This window comes from Brevundimonas sp. Root608, assembly GCF_001427825.1.
In the GTDB taxonomy this organism is placed as follows: Bacteria; Pseudomonadota; Alphaproteobacteria; order Caulobacterales; family Caulobacteraceae; genus Brevundimonas.
The window spans coordinates 126747-145705 of record NZ_LMGT01000007.1 but is presented as its reverse complement, the minus strand read 5'-3'; the positions used below and the strand labels follow the sequence as shown (position 1 = coordinate 145705).

General features: G+C 70.1%; 20 protein-coding genes. 15 read left to right on the top strand and 5 right to left on the bottom strand.

The genetic code is table 11. From position 1 onward, the window contains the following. Nucleotides 1–6 precede the first annotated feature (6 nt). On the bottom strand, nucleotides 7–2040 hold the full coding sequence (locus tag ASD59_RS11375) for a TonB-dependent receptor (protein WP_055831744.1): 2034 nt from the start codon (nucleotides 2038–2040) through the stop codon (nucleotides 7–9). A gap of 104 nt (nucleotides 2041–2144) precedes the next feature. On the opposite strand from ASD59_RS11375, the gene ASD59_RS11370 reads away from it, so the two are divergent. The 4 genes from ASD59_RS11370 (at nucleotide 2145) to ASD59_RS14705 (ending at nucleotide 6128) form a co-directional block, all read left to right on the top strand. After that, nucleotides 2145–2627, top strand: coding sequence for a Fur family transcriptional regulator (locus tag ASD59_RS11370; RefSeq protein WP_055831743.1), 483 nt, complete (start codon nucleotides 2145–2147; stop codon nucleotides 2625–2627). Between the two features lie 53 nt (nucleotides 2628–2680). Next, nucleotides 2681–3571 (top strand): alpha/beta fold hydrolase, encoded by an 891-nt coding sequence (locus ASD59_RS11365; RefSeq protein ID WP_055831742.1) that lies wholly within the window; start codon nucleotides 2681–2683, stop codon nucleotides 3569–3571. An 83-nt stretch (nucleotides 3572–3654) separates the two neighbouring features. After that, complete coding sequence (locus ASD59_RS11360) at nucleotides 3655–5157, top strand: CoA-acylating methylmalonate-semialdehyde dehydrogenase (RefSeq protein WP_055831741.1); 1503 nt, start codon at nucleotides 3655–3657, stop codon at nucleotides 5155–5157. An 86-nt stretch (nucleotides 5158–5243) separates the two neighbouring features. Further along, on the top strand, nucleotides 5244–6128 hold the full coding sequence (locus ASD59_RS14705; protein WP_055831740.1) for a hypothetical protein: 885 nt from the start codon (nucleotides 5244–5246) through the stop codon (nucleotides 6126–6128). A gap of 37 nt (nucleotides 6129–6165) precedes the next feature. Here the strand turns inward: ASD59_RS14705 and ASD59_RS11350 are convergent, their stop codons facing one another. Further along, nucleotides 6166–7329, bottom strand: a complete 1164-nt coding sequence (locus ASD59_RS11350) for a kynureninase/PvdN C-terminal domain-containing protein (RefSeq protein ID WP_055831739.1) — start codon at nucleotides 7327–7329, stop codon at nucleotides 6166–6168. Nucleotides 7330–7467: 138 nt separating this feature from the next. Next, nucleotides 7468–10362, bottom strand: a complete 2895-nt coding sequence (gene secA, locus ASD59_RS11345; RefSeq protein WP_055831738.1) for a preprotein translocase subunit SecA — start codon at nucleotides 10360–10362, stop codon at nucleotides 7468–7470. Between the two features lie 240 nt (nucleotides 10363–10602). On the opposite strand from secA, the gene ASD59_RS11340 reads away from it, so the two are divergent. The 4 genes from ASD59_RS11340 to ASD59_RS11325 are packed head-to-tail and all read left to right on the top strand — an operon-like array spanning nucleotide 10603 to nucleotide 13593. Then, complete coding sequence (locus ASD59_RS11340; protein ID WP_055831737.1) at nucleotides 10603–11577, top strand: peptidylprolyl isomerase; 975 nt, start codon at nucleotides 10603–10605, stop codon at nucleotides 11575–11577. Beyond that, entirely contained in the window at nucleotides 11574–12965 is a 1392-nt protein-coding gene (argJ, locus tag ASD59_RS11335) for a bifunctional glutamate N-acetyltransferase/amino-acid acetyltransferase ArgJ (protein ID WP_055831736.1), read from the top strand. Before ASD59_RS11340 ends, argJ begins: the two co-directional genes overlap by 4 nt. A gap of 14 nt (nucleotides 12966–12979) precedes the next feature. Next, a complete protein-coding gene (locus ASD59_RS11330) occupies nucleotides 12980–13390 on the top strand; it encodes a (deoxy)nucleoside triphosphate pyrophosphohydrolase (RefSeq protein WP_055831788.1) in 411 nt (136 codons plus the stop codon). Nucleotides 13391–13410: 20 nt separating this feature from the next. Continuing rightward, the gene (locus ASD59_RS11325; protein ID WP_055831735.1) at nucleotides 13411–13593 is read left to right on the top strand and encodes a Flp family type IVb pilin; all 183 of its coding nucleotides are present in this window, start codon (nucleotides 13411–13413) and stop codon (nucleotides 13591–13593) included. 21 nt (nucleotides 13594–13614) lie between these two features. On the opposite strand, the gene ASD59_RS11320 is transcribed toward ASD59_RS11325, so the two are convergent. Next, the gene (locus ASD59_RS11320; RefSeq protein WP_055831734.1) at nucleotides 13615–14499 is read right to left on the bottom strand and encodes a methyltransferase domain-containing protein; all 885 of its coding nucleotides are present in this window, start codon (nucleotides 14497–14499) and stop codon (nucleotides 13615–13617) included. Here ASD59_RS11320 and ASD59_RS11315 point away from each other — a divergent pair. Genes ASD59_RS11315 through ASD59_RS11285 form a run of 7 tightly spaced genes read left to right on the top strand, consistent with a single transcriptional unit; the run spans nucleotide 14498 to nucleotide 18654 of the window. Beyond that, entirely contained in the window at nucleotides 14498–15304 is an 807-nt protein-coding gene (locus ASD59_RS11315) for a ComF family protein (protein WP_055831733.1), read from the top strand. The two genes, ASD59_RS11320 and ASD59_RS11315, sit on opposite strands and share 2 nt — an antisense overlap. Nucleotides 15305–15330: 26 nt before the next feature. Then, nucleotides 15331–15588 carry a glutaredoxin 3 gene (gene grxC, locus ASD59_RS11310; protein WP_055831732.1) on the top strand — a complete coding sequence of 86 codons (258 nt, stop codon included), beginning with the start codon at nucleotides 15331–15333 and terminating at the stop codon, nucleotides 15586–15588. Next, nucleotides 15588–16424, top strand: coding sequence for a carbon-nitrogen hydrolase family protein (locus tag ASD59_RS11305; protein ID WP_055831731.1), 837 nt, complete (start codon nucleotides 15588–15590; stop codon nucleotides 16422–16424). The genes grxC and ASD59_RS11305 overlap by 1 nt, the downstream gene beginning before the upstream one ends. Beyond that, nucleotides 16421–16852, top strand: a complete 432-nt coding sequence (locus ASD59_RS11300; RefSeq protein ID WP_055831730.1) for a DUF1178 family protein — start codon at nucleotides 16421–16423, stop codon at nucleotides 16850–16852. The genes ASD59_RS11305 and ASD59_RS11300 overlap by 4 nt, the downstream gene beginning before the upstream one ends. Before the next feature lie 3 nt (nucleotides 16853–16855). Continuing rightward, nucleotides 16856–17668, top strand: coding sequence for an AraC family transcriptional regulator (locus tag ASD59_RS11295; protein ID WP_055831729.1), 813 nt, complete (start codon nucleotides 16856–16858; stop codon nucleotides 17666–17668). A 36-nt stretch (nucleotides 17669–17704) separates the two neighbouring features. Next, a complete protein-coding gene (locus ASD59_RS11290; RefSeq protein ID WP_055831728.1) occupies nucleotides 17705–18160 on the top strand; it encodes a DUF6265 family protein in 456 nt (151 codons plus the stop codon). After that, a complete protein-coding gene (locus ASD59_RS11285) occupies nucleotides 18148–18654 on the top strand; it encodes a GNAT family N-acetyltransferase (protein WP_055831727.1) in 507 nt (168 codons plus the stop codon). Before ASD59_RS11290 ends, ASD59_RS11285 begins: the two co-directional genes overlap by 13 nt. On the opposite strand, the gene ASD59_RS11280 is transcribed toward ASD59_RS11285, so the two are convergent. Continuing rightward, on the bottom strand, nucleotides 18651–18872 hold the full coding sequence (locus tag ASD59_RS11280; protein WP_055831726.1) for a hypothetical protein: 222 nt from the start codon (nucleotides 18870–18872) through the stop codon (nucleotides 18651–18653). The two genes, ASD59_RS11285 and ASD59_RS11280, sit on opposite strands and share 4 nt — an antisense overlap. Between the last annotated feature and the right edge of the window lie 87 nt (nucleotides 18873–18959).

The window sequence follows — 18959 nt, the reverse complement described above, 5'->3', positions numbered from 1 at the left end:
CCCGCCTCAGAACCGGTAGCTGACGCCGACCCGGAGATTTCGGCCCGGCAGGGGAGCGACATCCTTGAGGAAGCTGACGTGTTCCCGCGCCTCGGCGTCGGTCAGGTTGTGGCCCTCGGCGAACACGGTGACGGCCTTGTCGGCGAACGGCCGCCACGAGGCCGACAGGTTCACCATGGTGTAGCCGTCCGTGCCCAGTTCATAGGCCGCCAGTTCGTCCTGCTCGCCGACGCGCCGGACCTCGAGCGAGGCGTCGAACGGCGCCGAGGTCCAGGCCAGCCGGCCGGTCAGGCTCCACGGCGGAATGCGCGCGGCCGGGCCCTGGTCGGTTTGCGCATCGACGAAGTCGGCGGCGCCCTCGAGGCTCAGCGAGCGGTCTCCGCTGGTCCACAGATCGTATTCGCCCTCGACCTCGAAGCCGCGGAAGTCCGCCCCCGTCTGGACGAACTGGAAGATCGGGAAGCTCTCGCCGCCGTCCACGAACACCGCGCCCGTGTCGCGCTCGTCGATGAAGCCGTCGTATTTCGAGGCATAGACGTGCAGGTCGCCCTGGAACCGGCCGACGGCGTAGTGGACCGTGCCCTCCAGCGTCGTCACCTTCTCATTGTCCAGCGTCGTGTCGCCGCGCTCATAGACGCCGGTCGCGACGTGCAGGCCGTCGGAGAACAGTTCGACCTCGGACGGCGCGCGTTCGTTGTGGGCCAGGCTCAGGCCCAGGAACAGGTTGGCCGTGGGCTTGATGAAGGCCGCCGCCGAACCCGACCAGTTGCCGAAGTCGCGCTCGATCTCCGGTCCGCCCGACAGCGGCGCAGCCGTCACCGTGCGCCGGTCGTAGCGCAGGCCGCCCTCCAGTCCCCAGGCGGCGCGGTCCAGGCGCTGGACGGTGTAGATTCCCGCCTCCTCGATCTCGCTGCTCGGTACGAAGGCCTCGGCGCCGATGGCCTCGAAGGTCCGCGACAGCGCCTGCACGCCGACGGCCCCGTTCCAGCCGTCCCGCGTCCGCTGCACCAGATCGGCCCGGGCCTCCTGGCCGTTCGACTGGAAGACGGTGCCGGGATTGCCGGGGCCCTCGAACTCGGTGTGGGTGTAGTCGGCGTGTCCGTACGAGCCGGTCAGCTTCTGGAACGGCCCGCCGTCGAAGCGCAGCTCGCCGCGCAGGTCCTCGCGGGTCTGTTCCAGCTGGATGAAGACGTCCGGCTCGGCCACCGTGCCATAGGTGCTGGACAGGTCCTTGTAGGACGCGCCGATGAAGCCGCGCGATCCGATCCACGCGGCGCCGACCCCCCGGCTTTCCAGTTCCGAGAAACTGTTGGGCTGGCTCCCGCCCGGCCCGCGCGCGATCCCTTCGGCATCGGCCAGCCGCTGCGAAACGGCGGGCGAGGGAATGTCGTAGTCGTCGGCCTCCTTCTTCACCGCGTCGATGCTGATGGCGATCGGGCCGAGGCCGAAGGTGGCGCGGGCGGAGGTCGACCAGCCCTGGTCGACGCTGGAAGTCTGGGCCGAAACCATGCCGTCGACGCCGTCGGGCATCTCCGTCGGGATACGATTGTCGAGAACATTGACCACGCCGCCGATGGCGGTGCCGCCATAGGCCAGGGTCGCCGGGCCGCGCACGATCTCGATGCGGCTGGCCTCGGCGGGATCGGTCGCGACCTGGTGGTCGGGCGACACCGAACTGGCGTCGATCAGGCCGATGCCGTTGGTCAGCACCTGCACGCGCGGACCCGACAGGCCGCGGATCACCGGGCGGCTGGCGCCGGGTGCGAAGTCGGTCGATCGCATGCCCGGCAGGCCGGCGACCAGATCGCCCAGCGAGGCGGCCGGCGCCGTGGCCAGGGCCTCCGCGTCGATCACCGTGGTGGCGATGGTCGTGGCGCGGGCGCTGATGCCATAGGGCGCGCCGGTGACGATGACGTCGTCCAGCACCGCCTCCGGCTCCCGGGCGCCCGGGACGGTCGACTGGGCCGCCGCCGGGGCGGCCAGGGCGCCCCATCCGAGGGCGGCGGTCAGGACGGCGCGGGACACGAGGGACAGTGACATGAAGGCATCCGGTACAGGGGTGTGCCTTTGGTGTTACGAGATAACATCACAGAACGTCAAGCCATCCTGTTGCGGGGGCGGCGGCGAGCGCCTAGCTCTGGCGCATGAGCGAGCACTGCCACCACCATCACGATGACGGTCCGCCCGCCGCCGCCGATGTCGCCCGCGCCATGGGCGAGGCCGACCGCCGCCTGACCGCCGAGGGCGAGCGGATGACCGCGGCCCGCCTGCGCGTGCTGGAACTGCTGCTGGCCGCGGGCGAGCCGGTGAAGGCCTATGACCTGATCGCCCGGTTCGGCGACGACGGCCAGCCGGCCAAGCCGCCGACCGTCTACCGCGCGCTGGAGTTCCTCGAGCGCAAGGGCCTGGCCCATCGCATCGCCTCCATCAGCGCCTATGTCGCCTGCACCTCGGGCGGCATCGACCACGCCGCCGCCTTCCTGATCTGCGACTGCTGCGGCGCCACCCAGGAGGTTTCGGCCCCCGTCGCCGGCGATCTGGGCCGCGCCGCCGAGGCCGCCGGCTACGCCATCGTCCGCACCACGATCGAGGCCCACGGCCGCTGTTCCGCCTGCGTCGCGGGCTGAGCCTTCCCTCGGGTGATCTGGCGCGACCCCCGCCAACCCCCTATCTGCCCTGCATGGACGCGATCCGGCTCTCCCCGCCCCGTCGCCTGAGCCTTCCGGTGTCGAACCGCTGGGGCGAGGGACGCATGGGCGTGCTGGATTTCGGCGACCCGAAACGGCCTGTCGATCTGGTCTTCGTCCACGCCAACGGCTTCAACGCCCTGACCTACCGCACCCTGCTGGCCCCGCTGTCCGGCAGCCTGCGCATCTGGGCGCCCGACCTGCGCGGCCATGGTTCGACCACCCTGCCGACCGAGGTCGCGGGCCGCCGGCGCTGGCATGACCACCGTGACGACCTGATCGCCCTGCTGGAGACCCTGGACGGACCGCCCGTCGTCCTGGCCGGCCACTCCATGGGCGGCACCTCGGCGCTGCTGGCCGGCGCCGAACGCCCGGAACGGGTCGCCGGCCTCGTCCTGTTCGATCCGGTGATCTGGAGCCGGCTGGCGGTCGCGGCCTTCCAGCTGCCGGTCTTCGACCGCCTCGCCGCGCGCATTCCCCTGGTCCGCAACGCCCTGCGCCGCCGCGCCGTCTTCGACAGCCGCGAACAGGCCCTCGCCGCCTACGCCGGACGCGGGGCCTTCCGGGGCTGGCCCGAGATGGTGCTGGCGGACTATCTGGCCGACGGCCTGGTCGAGACGGCGGAGGGTTTCGCCCTGGCCTGCGATCCGGCCTGGGAGGCCTCCAACTATGCGGCCCAGGGCCACAACCCGTGGCGCGCCCTCAAACGCCTGGACCGGCCCGTCCGCATCCTCAGGGCCGAAACCGGTTCGACCTGCCACCTGACCGGGACCCCGCGCGGCCTCCCCCATGTCACGGTCGAGACCGTTCCCGGCGGCACCCACTTCTTCCCCATGCTCAAGGCCGATGTCGCCCGCGACGCCCTGTTCGACGCGGCGATCTAGAGGCGCTGGCGCCCGGGCGGGTCAACGGCTAAACCGCTGCCCATCCGATAGCCGCTTACAGTTTTGCAGGACCGTTTCCGACCATGCGCGACATCCATCACTTCATCGACGGCGCCAGCTTCACGGGCGCCTCGGGCCGGTTCTCGGACGTCTTCAACCCCAACACCGGCGAGGTCCAGGCCCGGGTGCAGCTGGCCTCGGTCTCCGAGATGGACCACGCCGTCCAGGCCGCCCGCAACGCCTTCGACGGCTGGTCCTCGACCAACCCCCAGCGCCGCGCGCGGGTGATGTTCGAGTTCAAGCGGCTGGTTGAGGCCAACATCAACGACCTGGCCGAGCTGCTGTCGGCCGAGCACGGCAAGGTGATCGCCGACTCGAAAGGCGACATCCAGCGCGGGCTCGAGGTGATCGAATTCGCCTGCGGCATCCCCCATGCCCTGAAGGGCGAATACACCTGGGGGGCCGGGCCGGGCATCGACGTCTATTCGATGCGCCAGCCGCTGGGCGTGGTCTCGGGCATCACCCCGTTCAACTTCCCGGCCATGATCCCGATGTGGATGTTCGGCGTCGCCATCGCCGTCGGCAACACCTTCATCCTCAAGCCCTCGGAGCGCGATCCGTCGGTGCCGGTCCGTCTCGCCGAGCTGATGATGGAGGCCGGGGCCCCGGCCGGCGTGCTGAACGTCGTCCACGGCGACAAGGTCGCGGTCGACGCCATCCTGACCCATCCGCTGGTGCACGCCATCAGCTTCGTCGGCTCGTCCGACATCGCCAACTATGTCTACCAGACGGGCGCGACGCACGGGAAACGCGTCCAGGCCATGGGCGGGGCCAAGAACCACGGCATCGTCCTGCCCGACGCCGACATGGACCAGGTGATCAAGGACCTGTCCGGCGCGGCCTACGGCTCGGCCGGCGAACGCTGCATGGCCCTGCCGGTCGTGGTCCCCGTCGGCAAGAAGACCGCCGACGAGCTGCGCGAGCGCATGGTCGCCGAGATCCCGACCATGCGGGTCGGCGTCTCGACCGACGCCGGCGCCCACTACGGCCCGGTCGTCACCGCCCAGCACAAGGCCCGGGTCGAGGGCTGGATCGAGAAGGGCGTGCAGGAGGGGGCCGAACTGGTCGTCGACGGCCGCGGCTTCTCCCTGCAGGGGCATGAGAAGGGCTATTTCATCGGCCCGTCGCTGTTCGACCACGTCACCCCGGAGATGGAATCCTACAAGGAGGAGATCTTCGGCCCGGTGCTGCAGATCGTCCGCGCCGCCAGCTTCGAGGAGGCGCTGCACCTGCCGTCGAAACACCAGTACGGCAACGGCGTCGCCATCTTCACCCAGAACGGCCGCGCGGCCCGCGACTTCGCCGCCCGGGTCAATGTCGGCATGGTCGGGATCAACGTCCCGATCCCGGTGCCGGTCGCCTATCACACCTTCGGCGGCTGGAAGCGTTCGGCCTTCGGCGACACCAACCAGCACGGCATGGAAGGCGTCAAGTTCTGGACCAAGGTCAAGACCGTCACCGCCCGCTGGCCCGACAGCGATCTGGAACACGCGGATTCGAGCTTCGTCATCCCGACCATGGGGTGACGGTTCGCGCGGGGCGCGTTCGCGGCATCGCATTTCGGTGATAGGCGTTATGCTGTCTGAACAGTGAAGCTGGAGCGCCCGTCCGCATGCGTCGATTTTTCGTCTGGTCAGCCCTGGCGGCTGTCATTGGCCTGGTCATCGCCATCGGCGGCTTCTGGGCCTACCAGCATTTCTACGCCCGCTTCCAGCCGGTGACGGTGCAGCGCAACCAGGCCTCGATCCAGCGCCTGCTGGACGAATCCTCGTGGATTTCGGCCGGCGGCGGCGGCCAGCCCCTCTACATCGTGGGCTATCGCGACTCGGCCGCCATGCAGCGTTATGAGCGGGAGGAGGTCCCCAAGCTGCGCGCCGCGGGCGTCGAGGCCCGAATCATCCTGTTCGCCCGTCCGGACCGCGAGGGTCTGACCCAGTCCACGGCCGCGGAACGCGCCACGGTGGCCGAGCTGTGGCTGACGCGCGACTGGACCCTGTACCAACGCTGGACCGCCACCCCTGTGCGCAACTGGACCGCGGCGGGCATTCCCGCCGCCGACGGCAATCTGGCCCGCGGCGCCGTGGTCGAGGCCGGGCGGATCTTCGTCGCCAGCCTGGCGGAAAAACTGCACGAGGAAGGCCTGCAGGCCGGCTATCCGCTGGTCATCTGGCGCGACCGCGAGGGCTTCATGAAGGCCTGCGCCTGTTCTGATGCGCGGTCGTGGGCCTTCATCCGCGACGACCTCGACGCGCCGGACCGGATCGAGTCGCCCGGGATCGCGCCGGGCGATCCGGCCGCACCCGTGACCTATCCCGGCGACGGAAGTCCGGAGAGCCTGCCCTATCCGAACGTGCCGGCGACTCCGCCGGCCGCAGGGGGCGTTCAGGCCCCGACTCCGGCCCCGGGAACCGCTCCGATCGCCCCCCGGCCGGCGACACCGCCCGTGCCGCGCAAGGCCCCGGAACCGAAGCAGGCGGACGACACGACCTTCTTCTAGGCGGGCGCCTGCCCACCGCGCATCCCGGCAGAGAGTCCTAAAGCGCCCGCTTGCAGGCGGCGATCAGCCCTTCGACGTCTGCCGCGTCCTGGTACAGGCCGAAGCCGAAGCGGATGACGTCGTCGCGCACGTCGGTGACGACCCCCGCATCCAGCAGACGCGCCTTCCAGGCGGCGGCCCGGTCATGGCGGAAGGCGAGGAAGCGCGCCCGGGCGGCGTCATCGGTCACGGGGTTGATCAGTTCGGCCTCGGACAGCCTGCCCGCCTCGCCGTCCGCGACCGCGGTCTGGAACCGCTGCATCAGCGCCCGGGCATGGGCGGCGACGTCGGCCGTGGTCAGTCCGGCCTCGTCCAGCATCCCGCGCACGGCGTTGAACCGGTACAGGGGCGACACGTCGAAGGTCGCGCCCCAGAAGCGGCCGGCGTCGCCGCGATATTGCACCCCGCCCGGCGGTCCCGACAGGTCGCCGAACTCGGCGAACCAGCCCGTGATCACCGGACGCGGGCAGTAGCCGTCCGGGGCGTGCAGGAAGCAGGCTCCCTCGCCCGACATGGCGTATTTGTAGCCTCCGGCCAGATAGAAGACCCGGTCCGCCACGGCCCCCAGATCGGTCGGCGTGGCCATGAAGCCGTGATAGCCGTCGATCACCACCCAGGGCCCGGCGGGGTCGGCCAGGGCCGCCAGATCGGCGACGCCGCCGAACACCTGACCGGTGCGGAAGAAGACCTGGCTGACGACGATCAGGTCGAAGCCGCCGGCCCGCGCGGCCGCCACGAACCGGGCGTCGAAGGTGTCGAACGGCTCGAGCGGCACGCGGGTGACCAGGGCCTCGCCGGCCTCTTCCCAGCGCTCGGCCTGGCGCCGGAACGAGTGGAATTCCCCGTCGGTCGACAGGATGCGGACCGGCTTCCGGCCCACGCCGGAGACGATCCGCAGCAGCAGGTCGTGGGTGTTGGGCGCGAACACCACGGTGTTCGGATCGGGCAGGTTCAGCTCGCGCGCCACCTCGCCTTGCGCCCTCGGCACGACTTCGCCGAAGATCAGGTCCCATTTCCGGTCCGCGAACCGGTTGGCCTCGACCCAGGCCTGAACCTGTCCGTCGAAGCTGGCGTCGGGCCAAAGATGATGGCTGTGCGCGGCGAAGTGCAGCCGGTCGGGATCCAGCGACAGGGCGCGGGAGAACAGGTCCTTGCGGCTCATATCGACCCTCCTGCGGCCCTCGTCTTCACTGTCTCGTTCGTATCCGAAGTCACAGCCGAAACCGTCGTCGAATTCCTCGACGAAGTATCACCCTCTGCGCTCAGGCAGCGAGCGACCGCGTCGCGAACGATAGCGCCCTTAAATCAGGCTGCCGTGGCAGTGTTTGAACTTGCGGCCCGAGCCGCAGGGGCAGTTCGAATTGCGCGGCGTGCGCTCCCAGCCGCCCGGCAGAAGATCGACCGGCAGGCGGGCGCGGTCGTCGCCGGTCAGCTGACCTTCCGGGTTCTGCGCCAGCGGATTGGCCATCTCGTTCTCGCCGGTGCCGGGGTTCAGGTGGATTTCCTCGAACTCGGGCATTTCCATCGGAGCCGGCTGTTCGAAGCGAAACTCCACGGTCATCAGCCAGCGGGTGACGTTGTGGCGCAGCTCGTACAGCAGCGTCTCGAACAGATTGAAGGCCTCGGTCTTGTACTCGTTCAGCGGATCGCGCTGGCCGTAGCCGCGCAGGCCGATGACGCCGCGCAGATGGTCCAGATGGACCAGGTGCTCGCGCCACTGCATGTCGATCATCTGCAGCAGGAACTGCTTCTCCAGACCGCGCGTCTGGTCGGCGCCGATCTGCTCCATCCGCTCGGCGGCGCGGGCGTCGGCGGCGGCGATGACCCGCTCCTCGATCTCCTCGTTCGACACGCCTTCCTCGGCGGCCCAGTCATGCAGCGGCAGCTCCAGGCCCAGGGTCGAGCGGATCTTCTCGTCCAGCCCGTCCATGTCCCACTGCTCGGCATAGGCCTTGGGCGGCATGTGCTTTTCGATCAGGTCCGAGATCACGTCGTTGCGGAACTCGCCGACCAGTTCGGACAGGTCCTCGGAGTCCATGAACTCCTGGCGCTGCTCGAACACGGCCTTGCGCTGGTCGTTCACGACGTCGTCGTACTTCAGCAGGTTCTTGCGGATGTCGTAGTTGCGGGTCTCGACGCGCTTCTGGGCGGTCTCGACGGCGCGGTTCAGCCACGGGTGCGAGATGGCCTCGCCCTCGGCGACGCCGAAGCTGCGCATGATGGCGTCGAGACGATCGCCGGCGAAGATGCGCAGCAGGTCGTCCTCGCACGACAGGAAGAATTTCGAGGTGCCCGGGTCGCCCTGACGGCCGGTGCGGCCGCGCAGCTGGTTGTCGATGCGGCGGCTTTCGTGGCGTTCGGTGCCGAGCACGAACAGCCCGCCGGCGGCCAGGGACTTCTGCCGCTGCACGGCGATGTCGGCCTTCAGACGGGCCTCCTCGGCGGCCTCCATCTCCGGCGTGACCTCGACGGCCATGTTGCGGTTTTCCTGGCGCCACTTCTGCAGCCGCATTTCCAGGTTGCCGCCCAGCTGGATGTCGGTGCCGCGGCCGGCCATGTTGGTGGCGATGGTGACCACGCCGGGCAGGCCGGCGTCGGCGACGATATAGGCTTCCTGCTCGTGCTGGCGGGCGTTCAGCACGCTGTGCGGGATGCCCTTGCCGCGCTTGACCTCGATGTCGAAGTCCTCGTCCTTCAGCGCGGCGTAGGCCTTCTTGGCGTCGCGACGGACCTTGTCGTCCTCGCTGACGACCATCTCCATCAGATGGGCGTGCTGCGGCTTCAGCGTCTTGAGCGTGACCTCGTACTCGTGGGTCTTGAGCAATTCGGACAGGGTCTCGGACTTCTCGATCGAGACGGTGCCGACCAGGATGGGCTGGCCCTTGACGTGGCATTCGGCGATCAGGCCCGCGATGGCCAGGTTCTTCTCGGCCTCGGTGCGGAAGATCTCGTCGTCGTGGTCGATGCGTTTGACGGGCCGGTTGGTCGGCACCTCCAGCACGTCCATCTTGTAGATGTCGAGGAACTCCTGCGCCTCGGTCGCGGCCGTGCCGGTCATGCCGGACAGCTTTTCGTAGAGGCGGAAATAATTCTGGATCGTGACCGAGGCCAGGGTCTGGTTCTCGGGCATGATCTTCACGCCCTCCTTGGCCTCGATGGCCTGGTGGAGGCCTTCGGACAGGCGCCGCCCGGTCATCATCCGGCCCGTGAACTCATCGATCAGCATGACCTCGCCGGCCTTGATGATGTAGTCCTTGTCCCTCTGGTACAGGGTGTTGGCGCGCAGGGCCTGGTTGATGTGGTGGACCAGGGTGATGTTGGCGGCGTCGTACAGGCCAGTGGTGTCGGGCGCGAACAGCTCGCGCTCCTCCATGATCTGTTCGATCTTCTCGGAGCCCTCCTCGGTCAGCAGCGCCTGACGCTGCTTCTCGTCGAGATCGAAGGTCGTCTTGTCCTGGATCAGTTCCTTGATGATGCCGTCGACGATCAGATACAGGTCCGAGCGGTCCTCGGTCGGACCCGAGATGATCAGCGGCGTGCGCGCCTCGTCGATCAGGATGGAGTCGACCTCGTCGACGATGGCGAAATGGTGCGGGCGCTGCACCATCTCCTTGCGGTCATAGACCAGGTTGTCGCGCAGGTAGTCGAAGCCGAATTCGTTGTTGGTGCCGTAGGTGATGTCGGCCGCATAGGCCGCCTGGCGCTGGCCCGACGACAGGCCGTTGACGATGACGCCGACCTCCATGCCGAGGAAGCGGTAGACCCGGCCCATCCATTCGGCGTCGCGCCGCGCCAGATAGTCGTTGACGGTGATGACGTGCACGCCCTTGCCGGACAGGGCGTTCAGATAAACGGCCGCCACGGCGACCAGGGTCTTGCCCTCGCCGGTGCGCATCTCGGCGATGCCGCCGTCGTGCAGGATCATGCCGCCGGCCAGCTGGACGTCGTACTGACGCTGGCCCAGCACCCGCTTGGACGCCTCGCGGGCGACCGCGAAGGCCTCGTTCATGATCTTGTCGAGGGTCTCGCCCGCCGCCAGCCGGTCGCGGAAGGCGTCGGTCATCATCCGGAGTTCGTCGTCGCTGAGCGCCGCGTACTTCGGCTCCAGCGCGTTGATCTTCTGGACCCGGCCCATGAAGTCCTTGACCTTGCGGTCATTGGAGGAGCCGAAAAACTTCTTGGCGATGCCGAGCATGGATGATCCGAAGGCGGGCGAGCGACAGGGGCTCTGGTACTGGAAGGTCTCGAAGGAGCGGCGACGACTTGGCCCGGAGGTCTCCGGCGTCGTCGGCCCGGCGCCCTGCTACACAGGCGCGCGCGAGGGCCGCGCGAACGTTCGAAAACCCCTCGACTTGGGCGCAGGCGGGACTTAAGCACCGACCTTATCCCTGTCAACGCGAGGGCCTTTCCCGCCCCGTGACGGAGCGCGCCCCCGATGAGGCTTTCCACCCCCTTCGCACCCGTCCTGATCGCCGTCTGCATGGCGCTGTCGCTCGGCGTGGCGGCCTGTGGCCGGGGCGCCGGCGCCGACCGTCCGCCCGAGCCGGGCGACCGGGCCGTGGCGAAGGTCCAGGACCAGACCATCTGGGCCTCCGACGTCAAGCGCGAGGCGGTGGCGCAGGGGCTGGTGGGCGAGGGCGAGCCGCTGGACGTCACCAGCGACCTGTTCCGACGCGTGCTGGACGAGGTGATCGACCAGAAGCTGCTGGCCGCGGAGGCCGACCGCCGCGGTCTGGACAACTCCGCCCTCGCCCAGCGCCGACTGGAGGCGACCCGCGAACGCATCCTCGGCGACATGCTGGTGGAGACGGTGGTCAACGGGACCATCTCCGACCGCGCGGTCGAGACCATCTACCAGGAGCAGGTCCGGCTGGCGCAGACATCCGAGGAAATCCGCGTCCGCCTGATCCTGTCGCGGACCCGGCCCGAGGCCGACGCCGTCATCGGCATACTGGCGCAGGGCGCGGCCTTCGAGGCCGTGGCCGCCGAAAGCTCGATCGACGACGCCACCCGCTATTCCGGGGGCGATCTGGGCTACCGGACGCTGGACGTCATGCCCGAGGCCTACGCCAACGCCCTGCGCGACAAGCCCGCCGGCTCGACCGTCGGACCGTTCCAGACCGAGGGCGGCTGGGCCGTGCTGCGGGTCGAGGACCGCCGCCGCGAGACGCCGCCGACGCTGGAACAGGCCCGGCCGCAGATCGTCCGCTATCTGACCTATGAAGGCGTGCGCCAGCTGCTGGAGCAGCTGCGCGGCAAGGCGAAGGTGGACATCCTGCTGGAGGGCGACGCGGCCCGGACCCAGGAACCGGCTTCGGCCCCCCGTTCGGCCGTGGCCCCCGCCCCGGCGGCCCCGGCTGCGACCGCAGGGCCTGCGCCCGTCCCCGCTGCCCCTGCGAAGAAGTCATGAGCCGTCCACCCGAGAGCCGCGCCTCGACCGGCCAGAAGTTCGAACAGGCGCTGGAAAAGGCGCTGGACCCGCTGGCCACGGCGCTGAAGCGCGCCACCACGCCGGCGTCGAAGCCAGCCGCGCCCGGCAAGCCCGGTCTCGAAATCTCGCCGCTGGCCGTGCCCTTCCCGATCATTCCGCCCATCGGCGGCGTCGGGATCGCCACCGCCCGCGCCGGCTTCTACAAACATGAGCGCGATGACCTGGTGGTGTTCCGCTTCGCCCGCGGGACCACCTGCGCCGGCGTCTTCACCCGGCACAAGATCGGCTCGGCGCCGGTCGACTGGTGCAAGCGGCATCTGGACGGGACCGAGGGCGGGAACGATGTCCGCGGCCTGGTCGTCAACGCGGGCTGCGCCAACGCCTTCACCGGCAAGGCCGGGGCCGACGCCGCCCGGCGCACCGCCTCCGAGCTGGCCAAACGCTTCGGCTGCCGTCAGCGCGACGTCATGCTGGCCTCGACCGGGGTGATCGGCGTCGTGCTGGACGACCGCAAGATCACCGCCCGTCTGAACGAGATCGAGACCGCCCTCGACGGCGACATGCCCCCGACCGAGCAATGGGCGCGGGCCGGTCTGGGCATCATGACCACCGACACCTTCCCGAAGGGCGCCTGGGCCGAGTGCCGGATCGACGGCCATACCGTGCGCATCGCCGGCATCGCCAAGGGGTCGGGCATGATCGCGCCGGACATGGCCACCATGCTGGCCTTCATCGTCACCGACGCGGCCATCGCCCCGCCGGTGCTGCGCGCCCTGCTGGGCCTGCACGTCCGCACCACCTTCAACAGCGTCACGGTCGATGGCGACACCTCGACCAATGACACCTGCCTGCTGTTCGCCACCGGCTCCTCGGGCGCCCCGCGCATCGGCCGGGTCGGCGACCGCCGGCTGAAGGAATTCTCGGCCGCCCTGGACAAGGTCATGCTCGACCTCGCCCACCAGCTGGTCCGCGACGGCGAGGGCGCGACCAAATTCGTCCGCGTCACCGTCGAGGGCGCGGCCTCGCCCGGCTCGGCCCGCAAGCTGGCCAAGTCGATCGCCGACAGTCCCCTGGTCAAGACCGCCCTGGCCGGCGAGGACGCCAACTGGGGCCGCGTGGTCATGGCCGTGGGCAAGACGGACGAGCCGGTCGACCGCGACCGCCTGGCCATCCGCTTCGGCCCCCACGTCGCCGCCGTCGACGGCGCGCCGTCCCCTACCTACGACGAGGCGAAGATGAGCGCCTATATGAAGAACGCCGAGATCGACATCACCGTCGACGTCGGCTCGGGCCGCGCCTCGGCCACGGTCTGGACCTGCGACCTGACCAAACGCTACGTCGAGATCAACGGCGACTATCGCTCGTGAGCGCCGGCTCTTCCCTGACAGAAAGCCTCCCCACCGTCCTCGTCGTCGCCGTGGCCCTGATCGACGCCGACGGCCGGGTGCTGATCGCCCAGCGGCCGGAAGGCAAACAGCTGGCCGGGCTGTGGGAATTCCCGGGCGGCAAGGTCGAGCCCGGCGAACGGCCCGAGGCGGCCCTGATCCGCGAGCTGAAGGAAGAGCTGGGCATCGACGTCAACGAGGCCTGCCTGGCCCCGTTCGTGTTTACCAGCCACGCTTACGAATCCTTTCACCTGTTGATGCCACTCTGGCTATGCCGACGCTGGTCGGGGCAGGTGCAGAACCGCGAGCACGCGGCGCTGAAATGGGTGAGGCCGAACCAGCTTTCGGACTGGCCCATGCCGCCGGCCGACGAACCCCTGGTCGCCTGGCTGCGCGACCTGCTCTAGCCGCCGGAAGGAGGGGGCCGATGCTGCGACGCTTCCTTTCCCGGTTCCGCCGCGACGAAAGCGGGGCCACGGCCATCGAATACGGCATGATCCTGGCGCTGATGTTCCTCGTCATCATCGGCGCGCTGCACGCCTTCGGCGCGACCGCGGACGGCCTGTTCCAGCGGACGATGAACGCCCTGCGCAGCGCGATGGGCGGCTGATCCTTCGGCTGCCCGAGGCCGTCAGTCCTCGCCGGTCTGCTCCCTGACGCCCAGCGCATCCGCCAGCCGCATCTTCGCAGAACCCCTTGGCAGCGGCTTCTGCTGGCTCTCGTGCGGGGCCCAGCCGGCCAGATGGACGATCTCGAACGTCGCCGGAATCCGCCCGTCGGCCTCGCCGAACCGCTCGGCGTACAGCTGCGCCGCCCGGCCCGCGACCCCGCGCGTCAGCGGCCGCAGGGGGCCGGCGAGCACATTGGTCTCGCCCATGGCCCGGAGGTCCCGGACCAGGGCGAACAGGTCCGGATAACGCACCGTCACCCGGTCGACGTCGGCCACCGGCAGGGCGAAGCCGGCCCGCTGCAGCAGGGCCGCGCCGTCGAAGCCGTCGGCGAAGGGGGACACCCGCGCCTGGGCTCCGCCGCGCGCCTCCAGCTCGGCCTCGGTCAGGACCGCGCGCAGCTCCTTCAATGTCCCCGCCCCCAGCAACGTCCCCAGAAACAGGCCGTCCGGCTTCAGGGCCCGCCGGATCTGGGCGAGGGCCCCGGGCAGATCATTGGCCCAGTGCAGGCTCATGAGCGAGACGATCAGGTCCTGAGACTCGTCTGGAACGCCCAGCGCCGCCATGCCCGGGCCGGCCCGGGCCGCGCGGTCCCCCGCTTCGACAACCGGCCCGACCCGCCCCTGGGCGGCGCTGCCCTTCAGGGCGGCGGCGAAGGCCCCGGGATGGGCCGACAGGTCCAGCACCGTCGGCCAGTCTCGCATCAGGGCCTCGAGACTGCCCACCGCGTTGTCGGCGGCGCGGGCGTGCAGGAAGTCGGCGCTGGCGATCGTCGTCTCGCTGCGCGCAAGCCTTGCCGTACGGCGCGGAACGTCGAAGATGCGGGGGGTACCGGAGGAGGCGTTCATGGGCCTGCAGGATGGGGGCTGGCGCGACCGATTGAAAGCGGGCGGGCTGCAGATCGCGCGCGGCGCGCGGTCGCTGGGGCGCGGCGTGACCGATCTGCTGCTGCCGCCCCTCGCCTGGGACAGCCCCGAGGCCGCCGCCTCGGCCGGCCTGACGCCCGACGCCTGGAGCCGCGTGGTCTTTCTGGAGGATCCGGTCTGCGACGGCTGCGGCGCGGCCTTCGGGATGGACGGCGGCGCCTTCGCATCGCCGCGCTGCGCCGCCTGCGTGGCCCAACCCTACGCTTTCGACCGGGCCCGGGCGGCCTGCGTCTATGACGCCGCCTCGCGCGGGCTGATCCTGAAATTCAAGCACGGCGACCACCAGCCGTACGCCCCCCTGTTCGCCCGCTGGGTCAGCCGCTCGGCCGCGCCCCTGCTGGCCGAGGCCGACGCCGTCGCCCCCGTGCCCCTGCACCGCCTTCGCCTGCTGTCGCGCCGCTTCAACCAGGCGGCCGAGATCGCCCGCCCCCTCGCCCGGGACGCCGGCCTCGACTATCTGCCCGACGCCCTGATCCGCCAGACCCACACCACCAGCCAGGGCGGCAAGTCGGCCCGGGGCCGCCGCCTGAACGTCAAAAAGGCTTTCGCGGTCTCGGTCGAGGGCCGCCGTCGGATCAAGGGCCGCCGCATCCTTCTGGTCGACGACGTGTTGACCACTGGCGCCACCGCAGAGGCCTGCGCCCGCGCCCTGCTAGACGCCGGGGCGCGGGCCGTCGATCTCGCGGTCGTGGCCCGGGTGCGAACCGCCCGCGAACTGCCTATGTAGGCGGAACAGTTTTTCAGGAGTGCCGCGTGGCCGACATCATCATCTACACCAAGCCCGGCTGCGGCTACTGCCACGCCGCCAAGGCCCTGCTCGATGAAAAGGGCGCCGACTACACCGAGATCGTCGCCTCCAGCGACCCCGCGAAGAAGCAGGAGATGATCCAGAAGTCCGGCGGCCGGATGACCTTCCCGCAGATCTTCATCGACGGAAAACACATCGGGGGCTCCGACGACCTGCACGCGCTTGACCGGAAAGGCGCGCTGGACGCATTGCTGGAGGCCTGATGGCCCCGCTTCCGATCGCCCTGATCCAGACCCGCACCCCGGCCTCGCCGGCGGCTTCCTTCGCCCATGTCGAGCCGCTGATCCGCGAGGCCGCGGCGGGCGGGGCGAAACTGATCCTGACGCCGGAGGCGACCAATTTCCTGATCAGGGACAAGGATCGGCGCGACGCCGTCCTGACCACCCACGATCAGGACGAGACGGTCGCAAGACTGCGCGACCTGGCCCGGGAATTGGGCGTCTGGCTGCTGATCGGCTCGGCCATCGTCCGGTCCGGCCATCAGGGGGACGACCGCGCCGCCAACCGCTCCCTGCTGATCGACGACCGGGGCGGGATCGCCGCGGCCTATGACAAGCTGCATGTCTTCGACGTCGATCTGCCGACCGGAGAACGCTGGCGCGAAAGCGCCACCATCCGGCCGGGCGAGGAAGCCGTCGTCGCCGACACGCCGTGGGGCCGTCTGGGCCTGACCATCTGCTACGACATCCGCTTCCCCCAGCTGTACCGCGCCCTGGCGAAAGCCGGGGCGGTGATGATCGCCGTGCCCGCCGCCTTCACTGTTCCGACCGGCGAGGCCCACTGGGAGACCCTGCTGCGGGCGCGCGCCATCGAAACCGGCTGCTGGATCCTGGCGCCCGCCCAGGCCGGCGCCCATGAGGATGGCCGACGCACCTGGGGCCGCTCGACCGTCGTCGCGCCGTGGGGCGAGGTGGCCGCGAAACTGGACCACGACCTGCCGGGCGTGCTGTTCGCCACGCTGGATTTCGACGCCGTCGACCGCGCCCGCGCCGCCATCCCCCAACTGGCCCACGACCGCGAATTCGCGGGGCCGCGATGATCCGCTACGCTCTCAGATGCCAGCACGAACACGCCTTCGAGGCCTGGTTCGGGGCCTCCGGCGACTATGACGACCAGGTCGCCCGCGGCCTCGTCGAATGCCCGCTCTGCGGCTCGCGCGACATCTCCAAACAGATCATGTCGCCCGCCGTGACCGGCACGAAGAAGGCCGTCTTCCAGTCCGACATGGCCCGCATGCAGACCCTGATGACGCAGGCCGCGCGCGAGGTGCGCCGCCATGTGGAGCAGAATTTCGACTACGTCGGCGACGGCTTCGCCCGCGAGGCCCGGGACATCCACGAAGGCCGCTCCGAGAAACGTGAAATCTACGGCGAGGCCACCCCGGCCGAGGTGAAGAAGCTCAGGGAGGACGGCGTGCCCTGCGCGCCCCTGCCCCCGCTGCCGCCCGATCCGGCCAAGGCGCACTGACGCGTGGACCAGGGGGATCGCTATCAGGAGTTCGATCCGCCGGCGGCCCTCCGCCCCTTCGTCCGCACCCTCTGGACCTATGCCGCGCCCGCGCCCGAGCCGACGGTGCAGCGCATCGCGCCGGACGGCTGCCCCGAACTGATCCTCGACATCGGCTCGCCCTATGAGGAACGGGGCGAGGACGGCGTCTTCCGCCTCCAGCCCCCGGCCCTGTTCGCCGGCCAGATGACCCGGCCGCTGGCCCTGCGTCCGGTCGGCCCGGTCGAGCTGGTCGCCGTCCGCTTCGAGCCCGACGGCGCCCGCGACTGGCTGGGCCATGCCGCGGCCCAGGCCACCGACCGCCGTCTGGACATGACGGCGCGCCTCGACGGCGTAACCGCCCCGGCGGGCGACCCGGCCGCACAGGTCGAGATCATGGTGCGCATTCTGGACGACCACCGCCGTCGCAACGCCTGGTCGCTGGACCCGGCGGTGCGCGCCGAAATCGAGGCCGCCGAAGGCGACAGGCCGCCTGCCCGTTCACCTGGCGAGCAGCGCGCCCTTCAGCGCCACTTCCAGGAGCGCGTCGGCGTGTCGCCCCGCATGTTGCGCTCGATCCTGCGCTTCCGGCGGGTCTTCGATCACGCCCAGGGCCCGGAGGCCCTCGGCTGGCTCGAGGCGGGTCTGGAAGCGGGGTATTTCGACCAGCCGCAGCTGGCCCGCGACTTCCGCCGCTTTCTCGGCTGCACCGCCACCGAATGGGCCCGGGATCAGGTCGGCCTGGCGCGGAGCATCGCGTCGCAATCCTACAAGCCCGGGCCGCTGTCGCCGCACTAGGGTCCGGTCGCCACAGCCCGTCCGAAGGGATTTTCCATGCTGACCGCCCTGCTCGCCGCCATCCTGGCCCAGACCGCGCCCGTCGCACCGCCCGATCTGTCGTGGATGGCCGGCTACTGGCTCGACTGTTCCAACGGGCGCGAGGCGTCCGAAACCTGGAGCGATCCGCGCGCCGGCCTCAGCGTCGGCCACGCCGTCACCGTCGAGGACGGCCACGCCTCGTTCGAAGTCTCGCACATCGGCCCGACGCCGCAGGGCTTCGCCTATGTCGCCCAGCCCGGCGGCGCGCCGCCCACCGTCTTCGTCCTCGCCGGGAGTGGGCCGGGGCGGGTGGTGTTCGCCAATGCTGAAAACGACTTTCCGACGCGGGTGATCTATGAACGCGCCGGAGACGCCCTCAGGGCCCGGATCGAGGGCGAGGTCGGCGGACAGCCGCGGAGCATGGAATGGAGTTTCAGGGCGGTCCCGCTCAACACCCGATGCCCGGCCTGAATTGGCGGCCGATGACGGCGGCCGATCTGGACGCCGTCGCTGACATCGCCCTCATCGGCTTCCCCGACCATTTCGAGGGCCGGGACTGTTTCCAGAACCGGCTGGCGCTCAACCCGGACGGCTGTTTCGTCCTCGCCGGCGGTGACGGCGAAGCCCGAGGCTATCTGGTCGCCTATCCGTGGCGGGCCGAGGCCGCGCCGGCGCTGAACACCCTGATCGAGGCCATCCCGGCGGACGCCTCGGTGATGTATCTGCACGACCTCGCCCTGCACCCCGCGGTCCGCGGCGGCGGCTGGTCGCGCGAGATCGTCGAGCGGCTCGCCGGTCAGGCGCGCGCCGCGGGGTGGCCGGCCCTGGCGCTGGTGGCGGTCAACGACGCCGCGCCCTTCTGGGAAAGGCGCGGCTTCACTGTCGTCGACACTCCGGCCATGACAGCGAAACTCGCCGGCTACGGCTCGGACGCCCGCTACATGGTCCGGGACCTCAAGGCCTAGCTGCGGGTCCCGCCCCTGGCGGCCATGCAGTCGCGGAAGGCGTCGCTGCGCTGGCCGTGGCCGGTCGAGGCGCGGCAGGCGTCGCGCGCGGCGTCGAACGGCTGGGCGTTCTCGCCGTGCCAGGCCAGGTCCGCGTCGTCGGAGGCGTCGATCACGGTGACGCAGGCCGAGGTCATCAGGGTGGCGGACACGGCGGAAAGGATCAGAAGGCGTTTCATCACGGGGCTCCGTTTCGGGGATAAATCCTCATCCCACCGCGAAGCTTCGCCTGTCCCGTTACATCCCCGAAAGGTGGATGAATTCGC

Coding starts and splice junctions, on each gene's coding strand:
- ASD59_RS11290 (WP_055831728.1), top strand. CDS start 17,705: ATGCTGACCGCCCTGCTCGCCGCCATCCTGGCCCAGACCGCGCCCGTC.
- ASD59_RS11285 (WP_055831727.1), top strand. CDS start 18,148: ATGCCCGGCCTGAATTGGCGGCCGATGACGGCGGCCGATCTGGACGCC.
- ASD59_RS11300 (WP_055831730.1), top strand. CDS start 16,421: ATGATCCGCTACGCTCTCAGATGCCAGCACGAACACGCCTTCGAGGCC.
- ASD59_RS11325 (WP_055831735.1), top strand. CDS start 13,411: ATGCTGCGACGCTTCCTTTCCCGGTTCCGCCGCGACGAAAGCGGGGCC.
- ASD59_RS14705 (WP_055831740.1), top strand. CDS start 5,244: ATGCGTCGATTTTTCGTCTGGTCAGCCCTGGCGGCTGTCATTGGCCTG.
- argJ (WP_055831736.1), top strand. CDS start 11,574: ATGAGCCGTCCACCCGAGAGCCGCGCCTCGACCGGCCAGAAGTTCGAA.
- ASD59_RS11320 (WP_055831734.1), bottom strand. CDS start 14,499: ATGAACGCCTCCTCCGGTACCCCCCGCATCTTCGACGTTCCGCGCCGT.
- ASD59_RS11280 (WP_055831726.1), bottom strand. CDS start 18,872: ATGAAACGCCTTCTGATCCTTTCCGCCGTGTCCGCCACCCTGATGACC.
- ASD59_RS11365 (WP_055831742.1), top strand. CDS start 2,681: ATGGACGCGATCCGGCTCTCCCCGCCCCGTCGCCTGAGCCTTCCGGTG.
- ASD59_RS11340 (WP_055831737.1), top strand. CDS start 10,603: ATGAGGCTTTCCACCCCCTTCGCACCCGTCCTGATCGCCGTCTGCATG.
- secA (WP_055831738.1), bottom strand. CDS start 10,362: ATGCTCGGCATCGCCAAGAAGTTTTTCGGCTCCTCCAATGACCGCAAG.
- ASD59_RS11315 (WP_055831733.1), top strand. CDS start 14,498: ATGGGCCTGCAGGATGGGGGCTGGCGCGACCGATTGAAAGCGGGCGGG.
- ASD59_RS11305 (WP_055831731.1), top strand. CDS start 15,588: ATGGCCCCGCTTCCGATCGCCCTGATCCAGACCCGCACCCCGGCCTCG.
- ASD59_RS11370 (WP_055831743.1), top strand. CDS start 2,145: ATGAGCGAGCACTGCCACCACCATCACGATGACGGTCCGCCCGCCGCC.
- ASD59_RS11360 (WP_055831741.1), top strand. CDS start 3,655: ATGCGCGACATCCATCACTTCATCGACGGCGCCAGCTTCACGGGCGCC.
- ASD59_RS11375 (WP_055831744.1), bottom strand. CDS start 2,040: ATGTCACTGTCCCTCGTGTCCCGCGCCGTCCTGACCGCCGCCCTCGGA.
- ASD59_RS11350 (WP_055831739.1), bottom strand. CDS start 7,329: ATGAGCCGCAAGGACCTGTTCTCCCGCGCCCTGTCGCTGGATCCCGAC.